A 16,596-nucleotide genomic window follows, 5' to 3' on the forward strand; every position below is an offset into this window, starting at 1 on the left:
TCCGAAATGCTCTTCTCTTCAGGGAAGTTGGGGCGCCGATCTGCTGCGCATGATCATGAATGCGCGCCCCTGAACTCCCCCAAACGGCACCATCGAGCCAGATGGGTCACAGCCCCCGCGCGACCTCCGTCGCCCAGTAGGTGAGGATCATGTTCGCCCCGGCCCGCTTGATGCCGGTCAGCGTCTCCAGGATCGCCTTGTCGCGGTCGATCCAACCCTTCTCGGCGGCCGCCTCGACCATCGCGTACTCACCGGAGATCTGGTACGCGGCGACGGGCACGTCCACCTGCTCGGCGATCTTCGCCAACACGTCCAGGTACGGCAGCGCCGGCTTGACCATGACCATGTCGGCGCCCTCCTCCAGGTCGAGCGCCAGCTCGCGCAGCGACTCGCGGAGGTTCGCCGGGTCCTGCTGGTACGTCTTCCGGTCGCCTTTCAGCGACGAGCCGACGGCCTCACGGAACGGACCGTAGAACGCCGACGAATACTTCGCCGTGTAGGCGAGGATCGAGACGTCCTCGTGGCCGGTCTGGTCCAGCGCGTCACGGACGACGCCGACCTGACCGTCCATCATGCCGCTGGGGCCCACCACATGGACGCCCGCATCGGCCTGGACCTGCGCCATCTCGGCGTAGCGCTCCAGCGTCGCGTCGTTGTCGACCCGGCCCTGGTCGTCCAGGACACCGCAGTGGCCGTGGTCGGTGTACTCGTCCAGGCACAGGTCGGACATGATCACGAGATCGTCGCCGACCTCGGCCCGTACGTCCCGGATGGCGACCTGGAGGATGCCGTCAGGGTCCGTACCGGCGGTCCCCAAGGCGTCCTTCTTCTCGTCCTCGGGCACCCCGAACAGCATGATCCCGGCGACACCGGCCGCCACCGCCTCGACGGCCGCCTTGCGCAGCGTGTCGCGGGTGTGCTGGACCACGCCCGGCATCGCGGAGATCGGCACCGGCTCGGAGATGCCCTCCCGGACGAACGCCGGGAGGATCAGGTCGGCCGGGTGCAGCCGGTGTTCGGCGACCATCCGCCGCATGGCGGGGGTGGTGCGCAGCCGTCGCGGCCGCGCCCCCGGAAAGCTTCCGTACGTACTGCTGCTCAACTGCGAGCCCTCCTACGCGATCCGGGCCGGCGCTCGCTGGGACGGGTGACCGGATCACCGGCCTCCAGCGCGGCATCGCGCCGCGCCGCCCCGAAGTCGGCGAGCGCTTCGGCCAGCTTGTGTACCGAAGGCTCGGGCGACATGACGTCCACGCGCAGCCCGTGCTCCTCGGCGGTCTTGGCAGTGGCCGGGCCGATACAGGCGATCACGGTCACGTTGTGCGGCTTGCCGGCGATGCCGACGAGGTTGCGCACGGTCGAGGACGAGGTGAACAGGACCGCGTCGAAGCCGCCGCCCTTGATCGCCTCGCGGGTCTCGGCCGGCGGCGGCGAGGCGCGCACGGTCCGGTAGGCGGTGACGTCGTCGACCTCCCAGCCCAGCTCGATCAGCCCGGCCACCAGGGTCTCGGTGGCGATGTCGGCGCGCGGCAGGAACACCCGGTCGATCGGGTCGAAGACCGGGTCGTAGGGCGGCCAGTCCTCCAGCAGCCCGGCGGCCGACTGCTCGCCGGAGGGCACCAGGTCGGGCTTCACACCGAAGGCGACCAGCGCCTTGGCGGTCTGTTCGCCGACCGCCGCGACCTTGATCCCGGCGAAGGCGCGGGCGTCCAGGCCGTACTCCTCGAACTTCTCCCGGACGGCCTTGACGGCGTTGACCGAGGTGAAGGCGATCCACTCGTAGCGGCCGGTGACCAGGCCCTTGACCGCGCGCTCCATCTGCTGAGGGGTGCGTGGCGGTTCAACGGCGATGGTCGGGACCTCGTGCGACACCGCACCGTACGAGACGAGCTGGTCGGAGAGCGACGCGGCCTGCTCCTTCGTCCGCGGCACGAGCACCCGCCAGCCGAAGAGCGGCTTGGACTCGAACCACGAAAGGCGGTCGCGCTGCGCGGCGGCACTGCGCTCACCGACCACGGCTATGACCGGCTGGCCGCCATCGGGCGAGGGCAGCACCTTGGCGGCCTTGAGCACCTGGGCGACCGACCCGAGGGTCGCGGTCCAGGTCCGCTGGCGGGTGGTGGTGCCGGCGACGGTGATGGTCATCGGGGTGTCGGGCTTGCGGCCCGCGGACACCAGCTCGCCGGCGGCCGCGGCCACCGAGTCGAGGGTGGTGGAGACGACGGCGGTGGCGTCGCTGGCACCCAGCTCGGACCAGCAGCGGTCGTTGGCGCTGCGGGCGTCGACGAAGCGCACGTCCGTGCCCTGGGCGTCGCGCAGCGGCACACCGGCGTACGCGGGTACGCCGACGGCCGCGGCGATGCCGGGCACGACCTCGAAGACGATGCCTTCGGTGGCGCAGGCCAGCATCTCCTCGGCGACGTTCCCGTCCAGGCCGGGGTCACCGGTGACGGCACGTACGACCCGCTTGCCCGCGCGGGCGGCCGCCATGACAAGATTGGCGGTGTCCCGAAGGGCCGAAACGCCAGGGGCAGTGACGGGAATTGACGCCTCGTCAGCTGACGCCTGCAGTGGCGTGTCCACCTGTGCGCGTGCATGCACACGCACGACGTCCAGCACGTGCGGGTCGGCGATCAGTACGTCCGCGGAGGCCAGCGCCTCCACGGCACGCAGCGTCAGCAGACCCGGGTCTCCCGGCCCGGCACCCAGGAAGGTGACCTGACCGGAGGCGGAGTGGTTTGGGGCGGTGGGGTTCAAAGTGCTCGCTCCCCCATAAGACCGGCCGCACCCTTTGCGAGCATCTCGGCGGCGAGTTCCCGGCCCAGCTTCAGCGGGGCCGACACATCGTCGGGAGAGGCGGGTACGTGCCCGGTGGTGGACAAGTGCACCAGCGTGCCGCCGTCGGTCGTGCCGACGACGCCGCGCAGATGCAATTCGGTGACAGCCTGCTCGCCGGCCTTGGGGCCTCCCCTGCTCAAGCGAAGTCGAGAGCTTGGGGAAAGGTCGGCCAGCGCTCCAACGGGTGCGGAGCAGCCGGCCTCCAGGGCGGCGAGCAGGGAACGCTCGGCGGTCACGGCGGCCCGGGTGTCCGGGTCGTCGAGCTCCGCCAGCTGGGCGACGAGGTCCACGTTGACCGCGGCGCACTCGATCGCCAGTGCCCCCTGGCCGGGGGCGGGCAAAACCACGTCGGGCGACAGCAGCTGTGTCGCCTCGTCGATCCGGCCGATCCGGGTGAGCCCGGCGGCGGCCAGTACGACCGCGTCCAGCTCGCCCTTTTCGACAAAGCCGATACGGGTGTCGATGTTCCCGCGTATCGGTACGGTCTCCACACGCCGGCCCAGCGACCTGGCCCAGGCGTTGAGCTGCGCCATCCTCCGGGGGGAGCCGGTGCCGATGCGGGCCACCCGGTCCTCGTCGGCGGTCAGCTGCTCGAAGGTGAGCCCGTCCCTGGCGATCAGCGCGTCACGGGGGTCTTCCCGTACGGGGATCGCGGCCAGGGCCAGGCTCTCGGGCTGCGTGGTGGGCAGATCCTTGAGCGAGTGGACGGCGAAGTCGATGTCCCCGGCGAGCAGCGCGTCACGCAGCGCGGAGACGAAGACGCCGCTGCCGCCGATCTGCGCGAGGTGCTCGCGGGAGGTGTCGCCGTAGGTGGTGATCTCCACCAGCTCGACGGGACGGCCCGTGAGCTCGCGGACCGCCTCGGCGATCTGTCCGGACTGGGCCATGGCGAGCTTGCTGCGCCGTGTGCCCAGCCTCAGTGCTCTTGTAGTGCTGTCGTTCATGCCCGCTCCCGTGCATCGTGCCTGTCGGCGCGCGTGTCGGCCCTGCTGACGGCGGCCACCGTCTGCGGGTCGAGGTCGAAGAGTTCCCGCAGCGCGTCCGCGTACCCGGCGCCGCCGGGCTCGCTGGCGAGCTGCTTGACCCGCACGGTGGGCGCGTGCAGGAGTTTGTCGACGACGCGGCGCACGGTCTGGGTGATCTCGGCGCGCTGCTTGTCGTCCAGGTCGGGGAGGCGGCCGTCGAGCCGGGCGATCTCGCCGGCGACGACGTCCGCCGCCATGGTGCGCAGGGCGACCACGGTGGGGGTGATGTGCGCGGCCCGCTGGGCGGCGCCGAACGCGGCGACCTCGTCGGAGACGATGCCGCGCACCTTGTCCACGTCGGCCGCCATGGGTGCGTCCGCGGAGGCGTCGGCCAGCGATTCGATGTCGACGAGGTGCGCGCCCTCGATCCGGTGGACCGCGGCGTCTATGTCGCGGGGCATGGCGAGGTCGAGCAGCGCCAGCGGCGCGGTGCGCCCGGCGCGGGCGGCCGCGACCATCTCGCCGGCGAGGACCAGACCGGTCGCGCCGGTACAGGAGACCACGATGTCGGCGAGCGCCAGCTCGTCCTCGACCGAGGTCATGGCCACCGCGCGGGCGGTCAGCCCGTTCGCCGCGCCCGGGCCGCCGGGCTCGGTGAGGATCTGTACGAGCCGCTCGGCGCGCGCCACCGTGCGGTTGGCGACCGCCAGCTCACCGATGCCGTTGCGTACGAGGGTGGTGGCGGCCAGCGAGGACATCGATCCGGCGCCGATGACCAGCGCCCGCTTGCCGTGCGCCCAGGTCTCGACGTCCTGGCCGGCCGCGAGCTGTTCGAGGCCGAAGGTGACCAGCGACTGGCCCGCCTTGTCGATCCCGGTCTCGCTGTGGGCGCGCTTGCCGACCCGCAGGGCCTGCTGGAACAGATCGTTCAGCAGCCGGCCCGCGGTGTGCAGCTCCTGGGCGACGGCCAGCGCGTCCTTGATCTGCCCGAGGATCTGGCCCTCGCCGACGACCATCGAGTCCAGGCCGCAGGCCACCGAGAAGAGGTGGTGGACGGCGCGGTCCTCGTAGTGGACATAGAGGTAAGGGGTGAGCTCCTCCAGGCCGGCGCCGCTGTGGCGGGCCAGGAGGGTGGACAGCTCGGCGACACCGGCGTGGAACTTGTCCACGTCGGCGTAGAGCTCGATGCGGTTGCAGGTGGAGAGCACCGCGGACTCGGTGACCGGCTCGGCCGACACCGCGTCCTGCAGCAGCTTGCCGCGCGCCTCCGGGGCGAGCGCGGCCCGCTCCAGCACGCTCACCGGCGCGCTGCGATGACTCAGTCCGACAACAAGGAGGCTCATGCTTGCACCTCGCTTCGCGAGGCACAGCCTGCGCCTGTGACGCACCTTTCGACGATTCGCTCGCTCATGCCGGCATCACGGCGGGCAGATCCCCGTCCGGTCCCTTGCGGTCGCCCGTGACGGCCGCCTCGGCCTCGGCCGCGAGCGCGGCGGCGCGGTCGGCCGGGGCGCCGCTCTCGGGCGCCTCCTCGCCGGCCTTGCGCTGCTCGTGGAAGGCGAGGATCTGCAGCTCTATCGACAGGTCGACCTTGCGTACGTCCACCCCGTCGGGGACGGTCAGTACGGTCGGTGCGAAGTTGAGGATCGAGGTGACACCGGCGGCGACGAGGCGCTCACAGACCTGCTGGGCGGCCCCGGCCGGCGTGGCGATGACACCGATCGAGACGCCGTTGCTCTCGATGATGTGCTCCAGCTCGTCGGTGTGCTGGACCGCGATGCCCGCGACGGGCTTGCCGGCCATGGCCGGGTCCGCGTCGATCAGCGCGGCGACACGGAAGCCCCTGGAGGCGAAGCCGCCGTAGTTGGCGAGCGCGGCGCCGAGGTTACCGATACCGACGATGACAACCGGCCAGTCCTGCGTCAGCCCCAGCTCCCGCGAGATCTGGTAAACGAGGTACTCCACGTCGTAGCCGACCCCGCGGGTCCCGTAGGAGCCGAGGTAGGAGAAGTCCTTCCGCAGCTTGGCGGAGTTGACCCCCGCCGCGGCCGCGAGCTCCTCGGAGGAGACCGTGGGTACCGAGCGCTCGGAGAGCGCGGTCAGTGCACGCAGATACAGCGGAAGCCGGGCGACGGTGGCCTCGGGAATGCCTCGGCTTCGGGTCGCCGGTCGGTGAGTTCGGCCAGTTGCCACGGTGCTCCTGCGGGTAGAGCGGGGCTGCGGGCGACCGTATGGAACCCGACCGCCCTGTCTTCTGCAGGCTATGTCTTTGTGAACGCGTGCACAAAGATGGTGTCCGGTTTGTCCGGCCAAAGTGATGGGGGTCACGCGGCTTTTACGGGCCTTCGCGGAACCAACTCCCACGTCACACCGTTCGCTCGCGCCGCCCTCGAACCAGGGCAGCACAGACGGGAGCACGCGCCCTCACTCCTCACCGCTATACCCCCGGAAACCTACAAATCGCCCACCGATGGTAATCGACCGGGCGCCGCGAAAGCGCCGCCGTGACCCGGCACAATGGCTCCATGGCCCCCTTGTTCAGCCGCAGCCCCCGCAAGAGCCCCGCCGACCGGATGGTCACCCTCGTCGGCAAGCCGGGCTGCCACCTCTGCGACGACGCCCAGGCCGTGATCGAGCAGGTGTGCGCCGAGACCGGCGCGTCGTGGGAGAAGAAGGACATCACCGAGGACGCCGAGCTGCACCGCAAGTACTGGGAGCAGATTCCGGTCGTCCTCGTCGACGGCGCCCAGCACGACTTCTGGCGGGTGGACCCCAAGCGGCTGCGCACCGCCCTCGGCGCCTGAGCCGGTCCCCGGCCCCCGCGGAACGGTGCCACGGATGGCCGTAACGCAACCGTCCGGCGCTCCAGGCCTTCCTGACACGCGCCCGTAACCGGTTGCACCGAACAAACTGGCTACGCTAGCGCCATGGCCCTCCCGTCGCCCGACCGCCACCCCGGCAGGAGTCCCTACGGGACGCCCCCCACCTCGTCGCCCGACCGCCCCGCCCAGCGCCCCGGCAGGAGCTTCTCCGGGGCGATTTTCTCCACGGGATGGTTCACCCGCCGCAGACGACCCGCCACGGCCCGCAGTGTGCTGGCCGGCGAGGCCGCGGCCGAGGCCGCCCGTAAGTCCTCCCAGGAAGCGCCGCCCGTCGAGGAGGCCGCGGCGGAGCCCGAGTTCCCGGTCGTCGGGGACACCGCGGCCGCCGCCTTCTTCGACCTCGACAACACCGTCATGCAGGGCGCCGCGCTCTTCCACTTCGGCCGCGGCCTCTACAAGCGGCACTTCTTCCACAAGCGCGACCTGGCCCGCTTCGCCTGGCAGCAGATCTACTTCCGGCTGGCCGGCTCGGAGAACCCCGAGCACATGGCGGACGTCCGCAACAGCGCGCTGTCCATCGTCCAGGGCCATCGGGTCGCCGAGCTGATGTCCATCGGCGAGGAGATCTACGACGAGTACATGGCCGAGCGGGTCTGGCCCGGTACCCGTGCGCTCGCCCAGGCCCACCTCGACGCCGGCCAGAAGGTCTGGCTGGTGACCGCGGCCCCCGTGGAGACCGCGACCATCATCGCCCGCCGGCTCGGCCTGACCGGCGCGCTGGGCACCGTCGCCGAGTCCGTGGGCGGTGTCTATACGGGCAAACTGGTCGGCGAGCCGCTGCACGGCCCGGCCAAGGCCGAGGCGGTCCGCGCACTGGCGGCGGCCGAGGGCCTGGACCTGTCGCACTGCGCCGCCTACAGCGACTCCGCCAACGACATCCCGATGCTCTCGCTCGTCGGACATCCGTACGCGATCAACCCCGACAGCCGGCTGCGCAAGCACGCCCGGGAGCAGGGGTGGCGGCTGCGCGACTACCGAACCGGACGCAAGGCGGCCAAGATCGGCATCCCGGCAGCGGCCGGTGTGGGCGCCCTCGCAGGCGGCGCCGCGGCCGCGGTCGCGCTCCAGCGCCGCCGCCGCTGACCAGGCCTGATCGCCGGGCGGGACGGCGGGCCATCCACACTCCCTACCCCCTCCGCCGCCCCGTCAGTCACGTTGCTTTCGGTTAACCACAACACGCCCTCCAACCAGGCAGATTGCGTTCCCTTCCGATCAATAGTTGCTCAGTATTCGATACTTGATCTGCCACCAACCCGGCACGGACCGTAAGTAATCGATGATTTGAGCAACTGGGTGTAGCGCTGCCTGTACGAAGCGTTATTCTCCTCAGACGCAATCCGGAACCCACACGTCCCTACGACGAGTGAACGGTCCCGCACTGCACGTGATGGAAGCTCTGCCTCTGGGAGTCCCGTGTACCCACACGTCGGGGTTGACGCCTCGGGCCTGGCTACGCTGCGTACGTCGCTCGTCGACCACCTGCGCAGTTTTGTCCCCACCGCGTACGCCGTCCCCGCATTCGCCTCAGCCGTCCCCGCCGCCGGACCCTGCTACGCCCTGGCCGACGGGAGTGCTGCGGTCGGCAAGGCCGCCGGCAGAACCCGCCGCTCCGGCACCGGCACGACCACCGCCCGTCGTCCCGCCGACAGCGACAGCCGTCGCATGATGGACCTCGTCGAACGAGCCCAGGCCGGCGAGGCCGAAGCCTTCGGCCGCCTCTACGACCAGTACGCCGACACGGTCTACCGCTACATCTACTACCGCGTGGGCGGCCGTGCCACGGCCGAGGACCTCACCAGCGAGACCTTTCTGCGCGCCCTGCGCCGCATCGGCACCTTCACCTGGCAGGGCCGTGACTTCGGCGCCTGGCTGGTGACCATCGCCCGTAACCTCGTCGCCGACCACTTCAAGTCCTCGCGCTTCCGCCTGGAAGTCACCACCGGAGAGATGCTCGACGCCAACGAGGTCGAGCGCAGCCCCGAGGACTCGGTCCTCGAATCCCTCTCCAATGCCGCCCTGCTGGAGGCGGTACGCAAGCTCAACCCCCAACAGCAGGAGTGCGTCACGCTGCGCTTCCTGCAAGGTCTCTCGGTCGCCGAGACCGCCCGCGTCATGGGCAAGAACGAGGGCGCGATCAAGACCCTCCAGTACCGGGCCGTCCGCACCCTGGCGCGGCTCCTCCCCGAAGACGCCCGCTGACCCCACCCCCCACCCCCACGCTTCCCCCTCGACCAGCTTCACGCCTGCATTTGCTCACTCTTGGTGATCGGCCATGTCCGGTCGGTCAGATCATCGTGAGTGCGTAACCCGAGTGCCGCGCCGCTCGTTGTGCGGAATGCAGGCTCCATACGGTCACGCCATGCCCGCTGTCTCTCACTCGATCGAGTGGCCGCGGACAACGGCGTGCAACCGTCCGGCCCGTCTGGATAGTCAAAGCCAGTCCGGGGAGTCGAGCGGGATGATGAGAGGAGGTGCCGCCCGTGATCGCGAATGTCTCGGTGCACCGGCGGGCCAACGCCTTCGCCCAGGCCCTGGAGGAGCAGGTCCTCGAGGGCGCGGCGGCCGAGGACCAGGTCGGCAATCCGGCGCAAGCGCCGGGCGAAACACGGCTGTTGGCGGTCGCCGACGGCCTCGGGAGACTCCCGAGGCCGGAGATGGCCACCGAGGTCAAGACTGTCCAGCGCGCCCAGCTCCTCGCCGCGATGGAGGCCGCCTTCGCCGAAGGCGCTCCGTCCGAGGGTGCCTGGGTGCCTGGGCAACGCGGGGCCGGAGGCGCACACCGCGCCGCGAAATCGATCGGCAGGCTGCGGCCGCGCTCCCGCCTCTCCAAGGGGCTGGCCGCGGGCGGGCTGACGGTCGGCGTCGCCGCCGGTGCGTTCAGCGGTGTCGCGGCGGCCAGCTCCGACGCCCTGCCCGGCGATTCCCTCTACGGCCTCAAGCGGGGCATGGAGGACCTCAAGCTCGGCATGGCCGACGACGACTCCGACCGCGGACAGCTCCTCCTGGACCAGGCCTCCACCCGCATGCTGGAGGCCCGCCGCCTGATGGAGCGCGCCCGGCTCGCCGACCTCGACCATGAGTCGCTCGCCGAGGTCCGCAGGGCGCTCTCCGGCGTCAAGCACGACGCGGGTGAGGGACACCGCCTGCTCCACCAGGCGTATGAACGCGATGGCTCGCTCGGCCCCATCCAGGCGCTGAACTCCTTCACCAGGTCCCATCGCGGCACCTGGTCCCAGCTGCGCGACAAGCTCCCGGTGCAGCTCACGGACGTCCGCGACGAGGTCAGTTCGGTCTTCGACGCCATAGACGAAGAGGTCGGTCCGCTCCGCCCGCTGCTGCCGTCCACCCCGGGCGGCAGGGACCACCACCGCGACACGCCGGCCTCCGCGGGCACCGGCTCCGGCCCCGACGGCCGCCCGGCGCCGGCCGGCAGCAGGTCCACCTCCGGCACCCACTCCCATGGCTCGCACACCCCGCACCCGTCGGCCTCGCCCTCCCAGGAGGACGGCCTGCTCGGCGGCAATACGGGCGGCCTGCTCGACCCGCCGTCCAAGGGCGGCACCGCGTCCCCGCACGACGGCGGCAAGGAGAGCGGCGGCAAGCCTGCCGTCACCCTCCCGCCGCTGCTCCCGGGGCTGCTGCCGGGCCTGGGCATCGACGGCGAGGATCTGCCGAAGTAGTGAAGGCGTCCCCGCCGTGGCGGAGGCGTGGCCAAGCAGTCCCGGGTCGGCGCGCTCGGTGTTCTTCCGGTCCTTCCCTCAGAAGAACACCGAGCGTCGCTGCACCAGCAGCTTGTACAGGGTGTGCTGAATCGTTTCGCGGACCTGATCGGTCAGGTTGAACATCAGCATCGGATCGTCCGCCGCCTCCGGCGGATAACCGTCCGTCAAAATCGGCTCGCCGAACTGGATCGTCCACTTCGTCGGCAGCGGTACGGCCCCCAGCGGCCCGAGCCACGGGAACGTCGGCGTGATCGGGAAATACGGCAGCCCCAGCACCCGCGCCAGCGTCTTGGCGTTCCCGATCATCGGGTAGATCTCCTCCGCGCCCACGATCGAGCACGGCACGATCGGCACCCCGGCCTTCAACGCCGTCGAGACAAAGCCGCCCCGCCCGAAGCGCTGCAGCTTGTAGCGGTCCGCGAAGGGCTTGCCGATGCCCTTGAAGCCCTCCGGCATCACCCCGACGATCTCGCCGCGCTCCAGCAGCCGCTGCGCGTCCTCCGCACAGGCGAGGGTGTGCCCGGCCTTGCGCGCCAGCTCGTTTATCACCGGCAGCACAAACACCAAATCGGCCGCCAGCAGCCGCAGATGACGCTGCGCCGGGTGGTTGTCGTGCACCGCGACCTGCAACATCAGGCCGTCCAGCGGCAGCGTCCCGGAGTGATTGGCGACGATCAGCGCCCCGCCGTCTGCGGGGATGTTCTCGACGCCCTTCACCTCGACCCGGAAGTACTTCTCGTAGAAGGGCCGCAGCAGCGACATCAGGACCTGGTCGGTCAGCTCCTCGTCGTAGCCGAAGTCGTCGACCTCGTAGTCGCCGGTGATCCGCCGGCGCAGAAAGGCCAGCCCGCCCGCGATCCGCTCGTCGAGGGACCGTGGGCTCGGCGGCGGAGGTGCCGCCGGCGGATGCTCGGTCCGTGCTTCCGGTACGGGTGCCAGCGCCGTACCGCGCCCCGTGCGCCCGGCCCGCCTGGCCTTCCTGCGCGCCCGAGGCTCCTCGCCGAAGGGAATGACCTTGGCGTCCGCCATTGTGGGTGAACTCCTCACTGGGTCAGGCCGCCGCGTGCGGGCAGCACGCCGGCGAGCCGGTCGACGGTGCGGGCGAGGGACTCGGGCGGCAGCAGCCCGGGTCCGCGGCTGCGGGCGAATTCCGCGAAGGTCTCCGCCGTCGTGAACTTCGGGTGGAACCCCAGTGTCTCGCGCATCTGCGTCGTTTCGACGACCCTGCCGTGCGTGAGCAGCCGGATCTGTTCCGGCGAGAAGTCCGTGATGCCGATGGACCGCAGCGCCGTACCGGCCCAGGTCACCGTCGGCAGGAACAGCGGCAGCGTGGGCCGCCCCAGCCGCCGGGAGGTCTGCGACAGCAACAGCACGCCGTCCCCGGCGATATTGAACGTGCCGCTGTTGAGCGTGCCGCGGCGCGGCGCGGCGGCGGCGATCCGCAACACCTCAATGGCGTCATCCTCGTGGACGAACTGCAGCCGCGGGTCGTAGCCGAGCACGGTGGGCAGCACGGGCAGCGAGAAGTACTCGGCGAGCGGGGAATCCGCACAGGGCCCCAGGATGTTGGCGAACCGCAGGACGCATACCGCCACATCGGGCCGGCGCCGCGCGAAGCCGCGTACATAGCCCTCGACCTCGACGACGTCCTTGGCGAAGCCGCCGCTGGGCAGCGACTTCGGCGTGGTGGTCTCGGTGAAGACAGCGGGGTCCCGGGGCGCGGAGCCATAGACGCTGGTGCTGGACTTGATGACCAGGCGCTGCACGTTCGGGGCCTTCTGGCAGGCGCCGAGCAGCTGCATCGTCCCGATGACGTTGGTTTCCTTCACCGAGGCGCGGCCGCCACGCTTGCCCAACGGGGTGCCGTTGATATCCATATGGATGACGGTGTCGACGCCCGTCTCGGCCAGAACCCGGGCAATGGCCGGATGCCGGATATCGGCCTTGAGGAATTCGGCGCCGCCCAGATGGTGCTCCGGTGCCACGGCGTCGACCCCGATCACCCGGTCGACGTCGGGATCGCGCTGGATCCGGCGCACGAACCGGCCGCCCAGCTGCCGTGCGACTCCCGTGACGAGCACGACCTTGCCCAAGATCAGCCCTTCCTTCCCGCCGCGACTTCCGCCTAGCCGAGCTGTGCCGACCACGCTATCGGGTCGGTGTTGCGCTGTGATGACCACAGGATGCCTGCGGCCACATTTCCGTCCGACCACCGTCCATACGGCCCACAACGCGCAGCAGCCCCCGATCGCACCAAGGCGATGGGGGGCTGCGAAATCGCGATCAGCGTCGCTTACTTCTTGTTACGACGCTGAACACGGGTGCGCTTGAGCAGCTTGCGGTGCTTCTTCTTGGCCATCCGCTTGCGCCGCTTCTTGATAACAGAGCCCACGACTACCCTCGCTCACTTCGAATCACTCGGTGCGGGGCGTCCGAGCCCACACTACCTACATCGGGCCAGCCTACCCGGCGCCGGGCGAACGGCGTAATCCGAGGGTCGGCGACGGACCCGTCAGGCTGATTCCACCCCCACAAAGGACTCACGGAGATAGTCCTGAACCGCTTGCTCCGGAACCCGGAAAGACCTCCCCACGCGAATAGCGGGCAGATGACCGCTGTGCACCAAGCGGTACACGGTCATCTTGGACACTCGCATCACCGTGGCGACTTCCGCCACTGTCAGGAACACAACCTCGTTCAGAGGCCTCTGGTCTGCCGCCATGCCACACCTGCACCTTCCGCATAAGACGGACACCGGCTTCCCCTCCGGTGACTCTTCGTCGCTATGCGCTCACTCCCCAGATTAGGGGCGGGTGATGCGAGTGGGGAAGAGGAGCAGCGAACAGCCGCCTATCGGGACAGATGCGCCCGATTGAGTACATAGCGCATCAGCGGTCGGTAGGACGCGGCCCGCACGGCATCATCGAGCGGCACCACCTCGGACACCCGTCCCTCCGCCTGGCCGACGAACAGCGCCGGGTCGTCCGTATCCGCCAGCCCGATCGCCTCGATGCCCAGCTGACCTGCCCCGCAGACCCAGCCGTGGTCCCCGATCACCAGCCCCGGCAGCGGCTCCCCAAAGTCCGCGGCGGCCGCGAGAGCGGTGCGTACGGGAAGCGGCGAGTGGGTGTGTACGCCCCCCGCCCCGGGCGCGCCCCGCACGCCGGTTTCTCGCATCAGCGCGACTCCCCGTACGTAGTCGAGGACCCGGGTGCGTACGCCGAACCGGGTCGCTATGTCGACACGGGCGCCATACGCAGGGGTGAGGACGGGGCAGCCCGCCGACGAGAGAGCGTCTGCGAGCGCGGCGTAGAACTCCAGCAGCCGGTGCGGATGGCCGGTGCCGAGCAGCACCGGCACACGGCGACCGGCCGCCTCACCCATTCGGTCGGCGAACCGGTCCAGTGCCGCGATCGTACGATCCGGATCGATCACATCCGGGCCCGAAGTATGCGCGAGATCGACCGAAACCCCGCACTTCTGCCCCATCAGTCGCAGTACTTCACCGAGCGGCCAGTCCCGTTCGGGATCCAGCCCCAACAGCACCCGCGGATCGCGCGCCGCGAAGAGCCGGTAGCGCCCCAGACTCTTCTCCCGCGTCGTCGCGATCGTCCCGGCGAGCCTTGTCTCGATCAGGTGCGCCCGCAGCGCCCCGGTGTCCCTCACGCGCCCCATGCTGCCCCGTTGGCCGGCCTACGGTTGCCCCGACCGACGGGTAGTCACACATCCGTGGAGCACAGCGAGTTACGGGTCCCTACGGCAGCAGCCCATGCGCCGGGAACACCGCCCGGCGGGTGGCCAGCACCGCCTGGTCCAGCCGGTCGGCCGGGTCATAGCCGTCGTTGACGAAGTCCCGCCACTGCGGCGTACGCCCGTCCGTCATCCGCAGCGGCGCCAACTGCCGCGTCCTGCGGAACACTTCGTGCCGCCAGGACTCCGGCACCATCGAGGCCGGGTCGATCGGCCGGCCCGCCGCGATCGCCGTCAGATGCGTCCAGCTGCGCGGCACCACATCCACCACCGCATAGCCGCCGCCACCCAGCGCGACCCACCGTCCGTCCGCGAACTCATGCGCCAGGGAGTGGCAGGACTCCGCCACCGCACGCTGGGCGTCCAGGCTCACCGCGAGATGCGCGAGCGGATCCTCGAAGTGGGTGTCCGCGCCGTGCTGCGACACGATCGCCTGCGGCCGGAACGCCCCCAGCAGCTCCGGCACCACGGCATGAAAGGCCCGCAGCCAGCCCTCGTCCCCGGTCCCGGCCGGCAGCGCCACATTCACCGCGCTGCCCTCCGCGCCCTCCCCGCCGGTCTCCTCCGGCCAGCCGGTCTGCGGGAAGAGCGTGCGCGGATGCTCGTGCAGCGAGATCGTCAGTACCCGCGGGTCCTCCCAGAACGCCGCCTGCACCCCGTCGCCGTGGTGGACATCCACATCGATGTACGCGACCCGCTCGGCGCCCAGCTCCAGCAGCCGGGCGACCGCCAGCGCCGCGTCGTTGTAGATACAGAAGCCGGCCGCGCCGCCCGGCATCGCGTGGTGCAGCCCGCCGGAGAAGTTCACCGCATGGGCCGCGTCGCCGCGCCAGACGGCCTCCGCCGCGCCGACCGACTGCCCGGCGATCAGCGCGGACGCCTCGTGCATCCCTTTGAACGCCGGATCGTCCGCCGTCCCCAGCCCGTACGAGAGGTCCGCCGAGGCGGGGTCCGCCGAGGCTCTGCGGACCGCGCCGATGTAGTCCTCGCGATGCACCAGCCGCAGGGTGGAGTCCCCCGCCGGCTTGGCCGCGACCACTTCCAGCGGGCCGCGATCGAGCTCGTACGCCTCCACCAAACGCATGGTCAGCGCGAGCCGGACCGGGTCCATCGGATGCCCGGACCCGAAGTCGTAGCCCGTTACTGCCTCATCCCACATCAGCTGTGCGCGGCCGCTCATATCCGTCACCGTATCGGGCCTCCGGGGCCCCGAACGAGCGGGCATACACCAGCGTCACCAGCACCAGGGCCATCGGTACGAGCATCGCCCCCCGATAGCTCCAGGCATCACCGAGCGCACCCACCAAGGGAGAGCCGATCAAAAAGCCCACATAGTTGAAAATATTCAGCCGCGCGACGGCCGCGTCCGACGCCTCGGGCCCATGTTTTTCGAAGGCATACCGCCCCGCCGCCGCGAACGTCTGCGGCACGAGCACACACAGCCCGAGCCCCAGCAGCGTGAACCCCGCCATCCCGGCCCAGGCCCCCGGCGCCGCCGCCACCACCGCGAAGCCACCCGCCGCGACCACCGACCCGGTCCGTACCACCGCGACCGCCCCGAACCGCCGAACCCCCAGATCACCGACCGCCCGCCCGAGCAGCGTGGTGACCATATAGACGTTGTACGGAACGGTGGCGAGCTGCTCCGAGCTCCCCAGTACGTCCTGCAGATACTTCGCGCTCCAGTTGGAGACGGTCGAGTCCCCGATATACGCGAACGCCATCACCAGACACAGCGGCAACAGCAGCCTCATCGCGATGGGTGCAACGGCCGCCGGGCCTTCCCCGCTCCCCCGGGGCTCCTTGGCGCGCTCCTGGTCCACAAACCATCGGCCCACGATCAGCGCCAACGGCACCAGGACCGCGACCACCGGCCCGTACAGCAGCGCGAGCGACAGCTTCCAGTGCGCCCCCGCCCAGGCCAGCGAGGCCCCCACGATGCCGCCCAGGCTGTACGCGGCGTGGAAGCCGAGCATGATGCTCCGCCCGTACGCCCGCTGCAGGCTCACCCCGAGCATGTTCATCGAGGCGTCCAAGGCCCCCACCGAAAGGCCGAACGCCGCCAGCGCCACCGCCACCTGCGCCATCGAGCCAGCGGCCCCCACCGCCAGCAACGCCAGACACACCACCGGCTGCACACACCGCAGCACCAGGCTCGGCCGCACCCGCTTCACCAGCTGCTCGGTGACGACACTGCCGACCCCCGCGAGAACCGGCACCGCCGCGAGGAAGACCGGCAGCAGAGCGTCCGATATCCCGTAGCGGTCCTGGATCGCGGGTATCCGCGTCACCAGGAGGGCGAAGACCGCACCCTGGACGCAGAAGCTGAGGGCAAGCGAGACCCGGCCGTGCCGCAGCTGCGCTCCTGGTACCAGAGGGGCCGTCATGGCCGCTCAGCCTAGAACTCGCCACTACCGCTGGGTAGATGGATCACTCCGC

16 protein-coding genes are annotated in these 16,596 nt (G+C 70.5%); 4 read left to right on the plus strand and 12 right to left on the minus strand.

The genetic code is table 11. The features are described from left to right. Positions 1-106: 106 nt before the first annotated feature. The 5 genes from hemB to KI385_RS21250 all read right to left on the minus strand — a co-directional run bounded on the left by hemB (position 107) and on the right by KI385_RS21250 (position 5,996). Positions 107-1,102, minus strand: coding sequence for a porphobilinogen synthase (gene hemB, locus KI385_RS21230; protein WP_281066882.1), 996 nt, complete (start codon positions 1,100-1,102; stop codon positions 107-109). Further along, on the minus strand, positions 1,099-2,757 hold the full coding sequence (locus KI385_RS21235; protein ID WP_238573779.1) for a bifunctional uroporphyrinogen-III C-methyltransferase/uroporphyrinogen-III synthase: 1,659 nt from the start codon (positions 2,755-2,757) through the stop codon (positions 1,099-1,101). Before KI385_RS21235 ends, hemB begins: the two co-directional genes overlap by 4 nt. After that, positions 2,754-3,782, minus strand: coding sequence for a hydroxymethylbilane synthase (gene hemC / locus KI385_RS21240; RefSeq protein WP_238573780.1), 1,029 nt, complete (start codon positions 3,780-3,782; stop codon positions 2,754-2,756). Before hemC ends, KI385_RS21235 begins: the two co-directional genes overlap by 4 nt. Further along, the gene (locus KI385_RS21245) at positions 3,779-5,146 is read right to left on the minus strand and encodes a glutamyl-tRNA reductase (RefSeq protein ID WP_238573781.1); all 1,368 of its coding nucleotides are present in this window, start codon (positions 5,144-5,146) and stop codon (positions 3,779-3,781) included. The genes hemC and KI385_RS21245 overlap by 4 nt, the downstream gene beginning before the upstream one ends. A gap of 64 nt (positions 5,147-5,210) precedes the next feature. Next, entirely contained in the window at positions 5,211-5,996 is a 786-nt protein-coding gene (locus KI385_RS21250; protein ID WP_238573782.1) for a redox-sensing transcriptional repressor Rex, read from the minus strand. Between the two features lie 332 nt (positions 5,997-6,328). On the opposite strand from KI385_RS21250, the gene KI385_RS21255 reads away from it, so the two are divergent. The 4 genes from KI385_RS21255 to KI385_RS21270 all read left to right on the plus strand — a co-directional run bounded on the left by KI385_RS21255 (position 6,329) and on the right by KI385_RS21270 (position 10,365). After that, the gene (locus KI385_RS21255; RefSeq protein ID WP_238573783.1) at positions 6,329-6,607 is read left to right on the plus strand and encodes a glutaredoxin family protein; all 279 of its coding nucleotides are present in this window, start codon (positions 6,329-6,331) and stop codon (positions 6,605-6,607) included. Between the two features lie 234 nt (positions 6,608-6,841). After that, on the plus strand, positions 6,842-7,768 hold the full coding sequence (locus tag KI385_RS21260) for an HAD family hydrolase (protein ID WP_238577778.1): 927 nt from the start codon (positions 6,842-6,844) through the stop codon (positions 7,766-7,768). A 330-nt stretch (positions 7,769-8,098) separates the two neighbouring features. Further along, a complete protein-coding gene (locus tag KI385_RS21265) occupies positions 8,099-8,884 on the plus strand; it encodes an ECF subfamily RNA polymerase sigma factor, BldN family (RefSeq protein ID WP_238573784.1) in 786 nt (261 codons plus the stop codon). A 281-nt stretch (positions 8,885-9,165) separates the two neighbouring features. Then, positions 9,166-10,365, plus strand: a complete 1,200-nt coding sequence (locus KI385_RS21270; protein WP_238573785.1) for a DUF5667 domain-containing protein — start codon at positions 9,166-9,168, stop codon at positions 10,363-10,365. A gap of 78 nt (positions 10,366-10,443) precedes the next feature. Here the strand turns inward: KI385_RS21270 and KI385_RS21275 are convergent, their stop codons facing one another. From KI385_RS21275 to KI385_RS21305, 7 genes are all read right to left on the minus strand, one after another. Next, a complete protein-coding gene (locus tag KI385_RS21275; RefSeq protein ID WP_238573786.1) occupies positions 10,444-11,436 on the minus strand; it encodes a lysophospholipid acyltransferase family protein in 993 nt (330 codons plus the stop codon). A gap of 14 nt (positions 11,437-11,450) precedes the next feature. After that, positions 11,451-12,500 (minus strand): NAD-dependent epimerase/dehydratase family protein, encoded by a 1,050-nt coding sequence (locus tag KI385_RS21280; RefSeq protein ID WP_238573787.1) that lies wholly within the window; start codon positions 12,498-12,500, stop codon positions 11,451-11,453. A gap of 200 nt (positions 12,501-12,700) precedes the next feature. Beyond that, entirely contained in the window at positions 12,701-12,799 is a 99-nt protein-coding gene (locus KI385_RS21285; protein WP_003948845.1) for a 30S ribosomal protein bS22, read from the minus strand. Positions 12,800-12,919: 120 nt separating this feature from the next. After that, the gene (locus KI385_RS21290; RefSeq protein ID WP_181923881.1) at positions 12,920-13,129 is read right to left on the minus strand and encodes a helix-turn-helix domain-containing protein; all 210 of its coding nucleotides are present in this window, start codon (positions 13,127-13,129) and stop codon (positions 12,920-12,922) included. A gap of 128 nt (positions 13,130-13,257) precedes the next feature. After that, the gene (locus tag KI385_RS21295; protein WP_238573788.1) at positions 13,258-14,073 is read right to left on the minus strand and encodes a phosphatase; all 816 of its coding nucleotides are present in this window, start codon (positions 14,071-14,073) and stop codon (positions 13,258-13,260) included. 88 nt (positions 14,074-14,161) lie between these two features. After that, positions 14,162-15,337: an acetoin utilization protein AcuC gene (locus KI385_RS21300; RefSeq protein WP_238573789.1), complete on the minus strand. Its 1,176-nt coding sequence runs from the start codon at positions 15,335-15,337 to the stop codon at positions 14,162-14,164. Continuing rightward, positions 15,306-16,544: an MFS transporter gene (locus KI385_RS21305; protein WP_238573790.1), complete on the minus strand. Its 1,239-nt coding sequence runs from the start codon at positions 16,542-16,544 to the stop codon at positions 15,306-15,308. The genes KI385_RS21300 and KI385_RS21305 overlap by 32 nt, the downstream gene beginning before the upstream one ends. Positions 16,545-16,596 lie beyond the last annotated feature (52 nt).

It is taken from the genome of Streptomyces inhibens (genome assembly GCF_022221585.1).
Lineage (GTDB): Bacteria > Actinomycetota > Actinomycetes > Streptomycetales > Streptomycetaceae > Streptomyces > Streptomyces inhibens.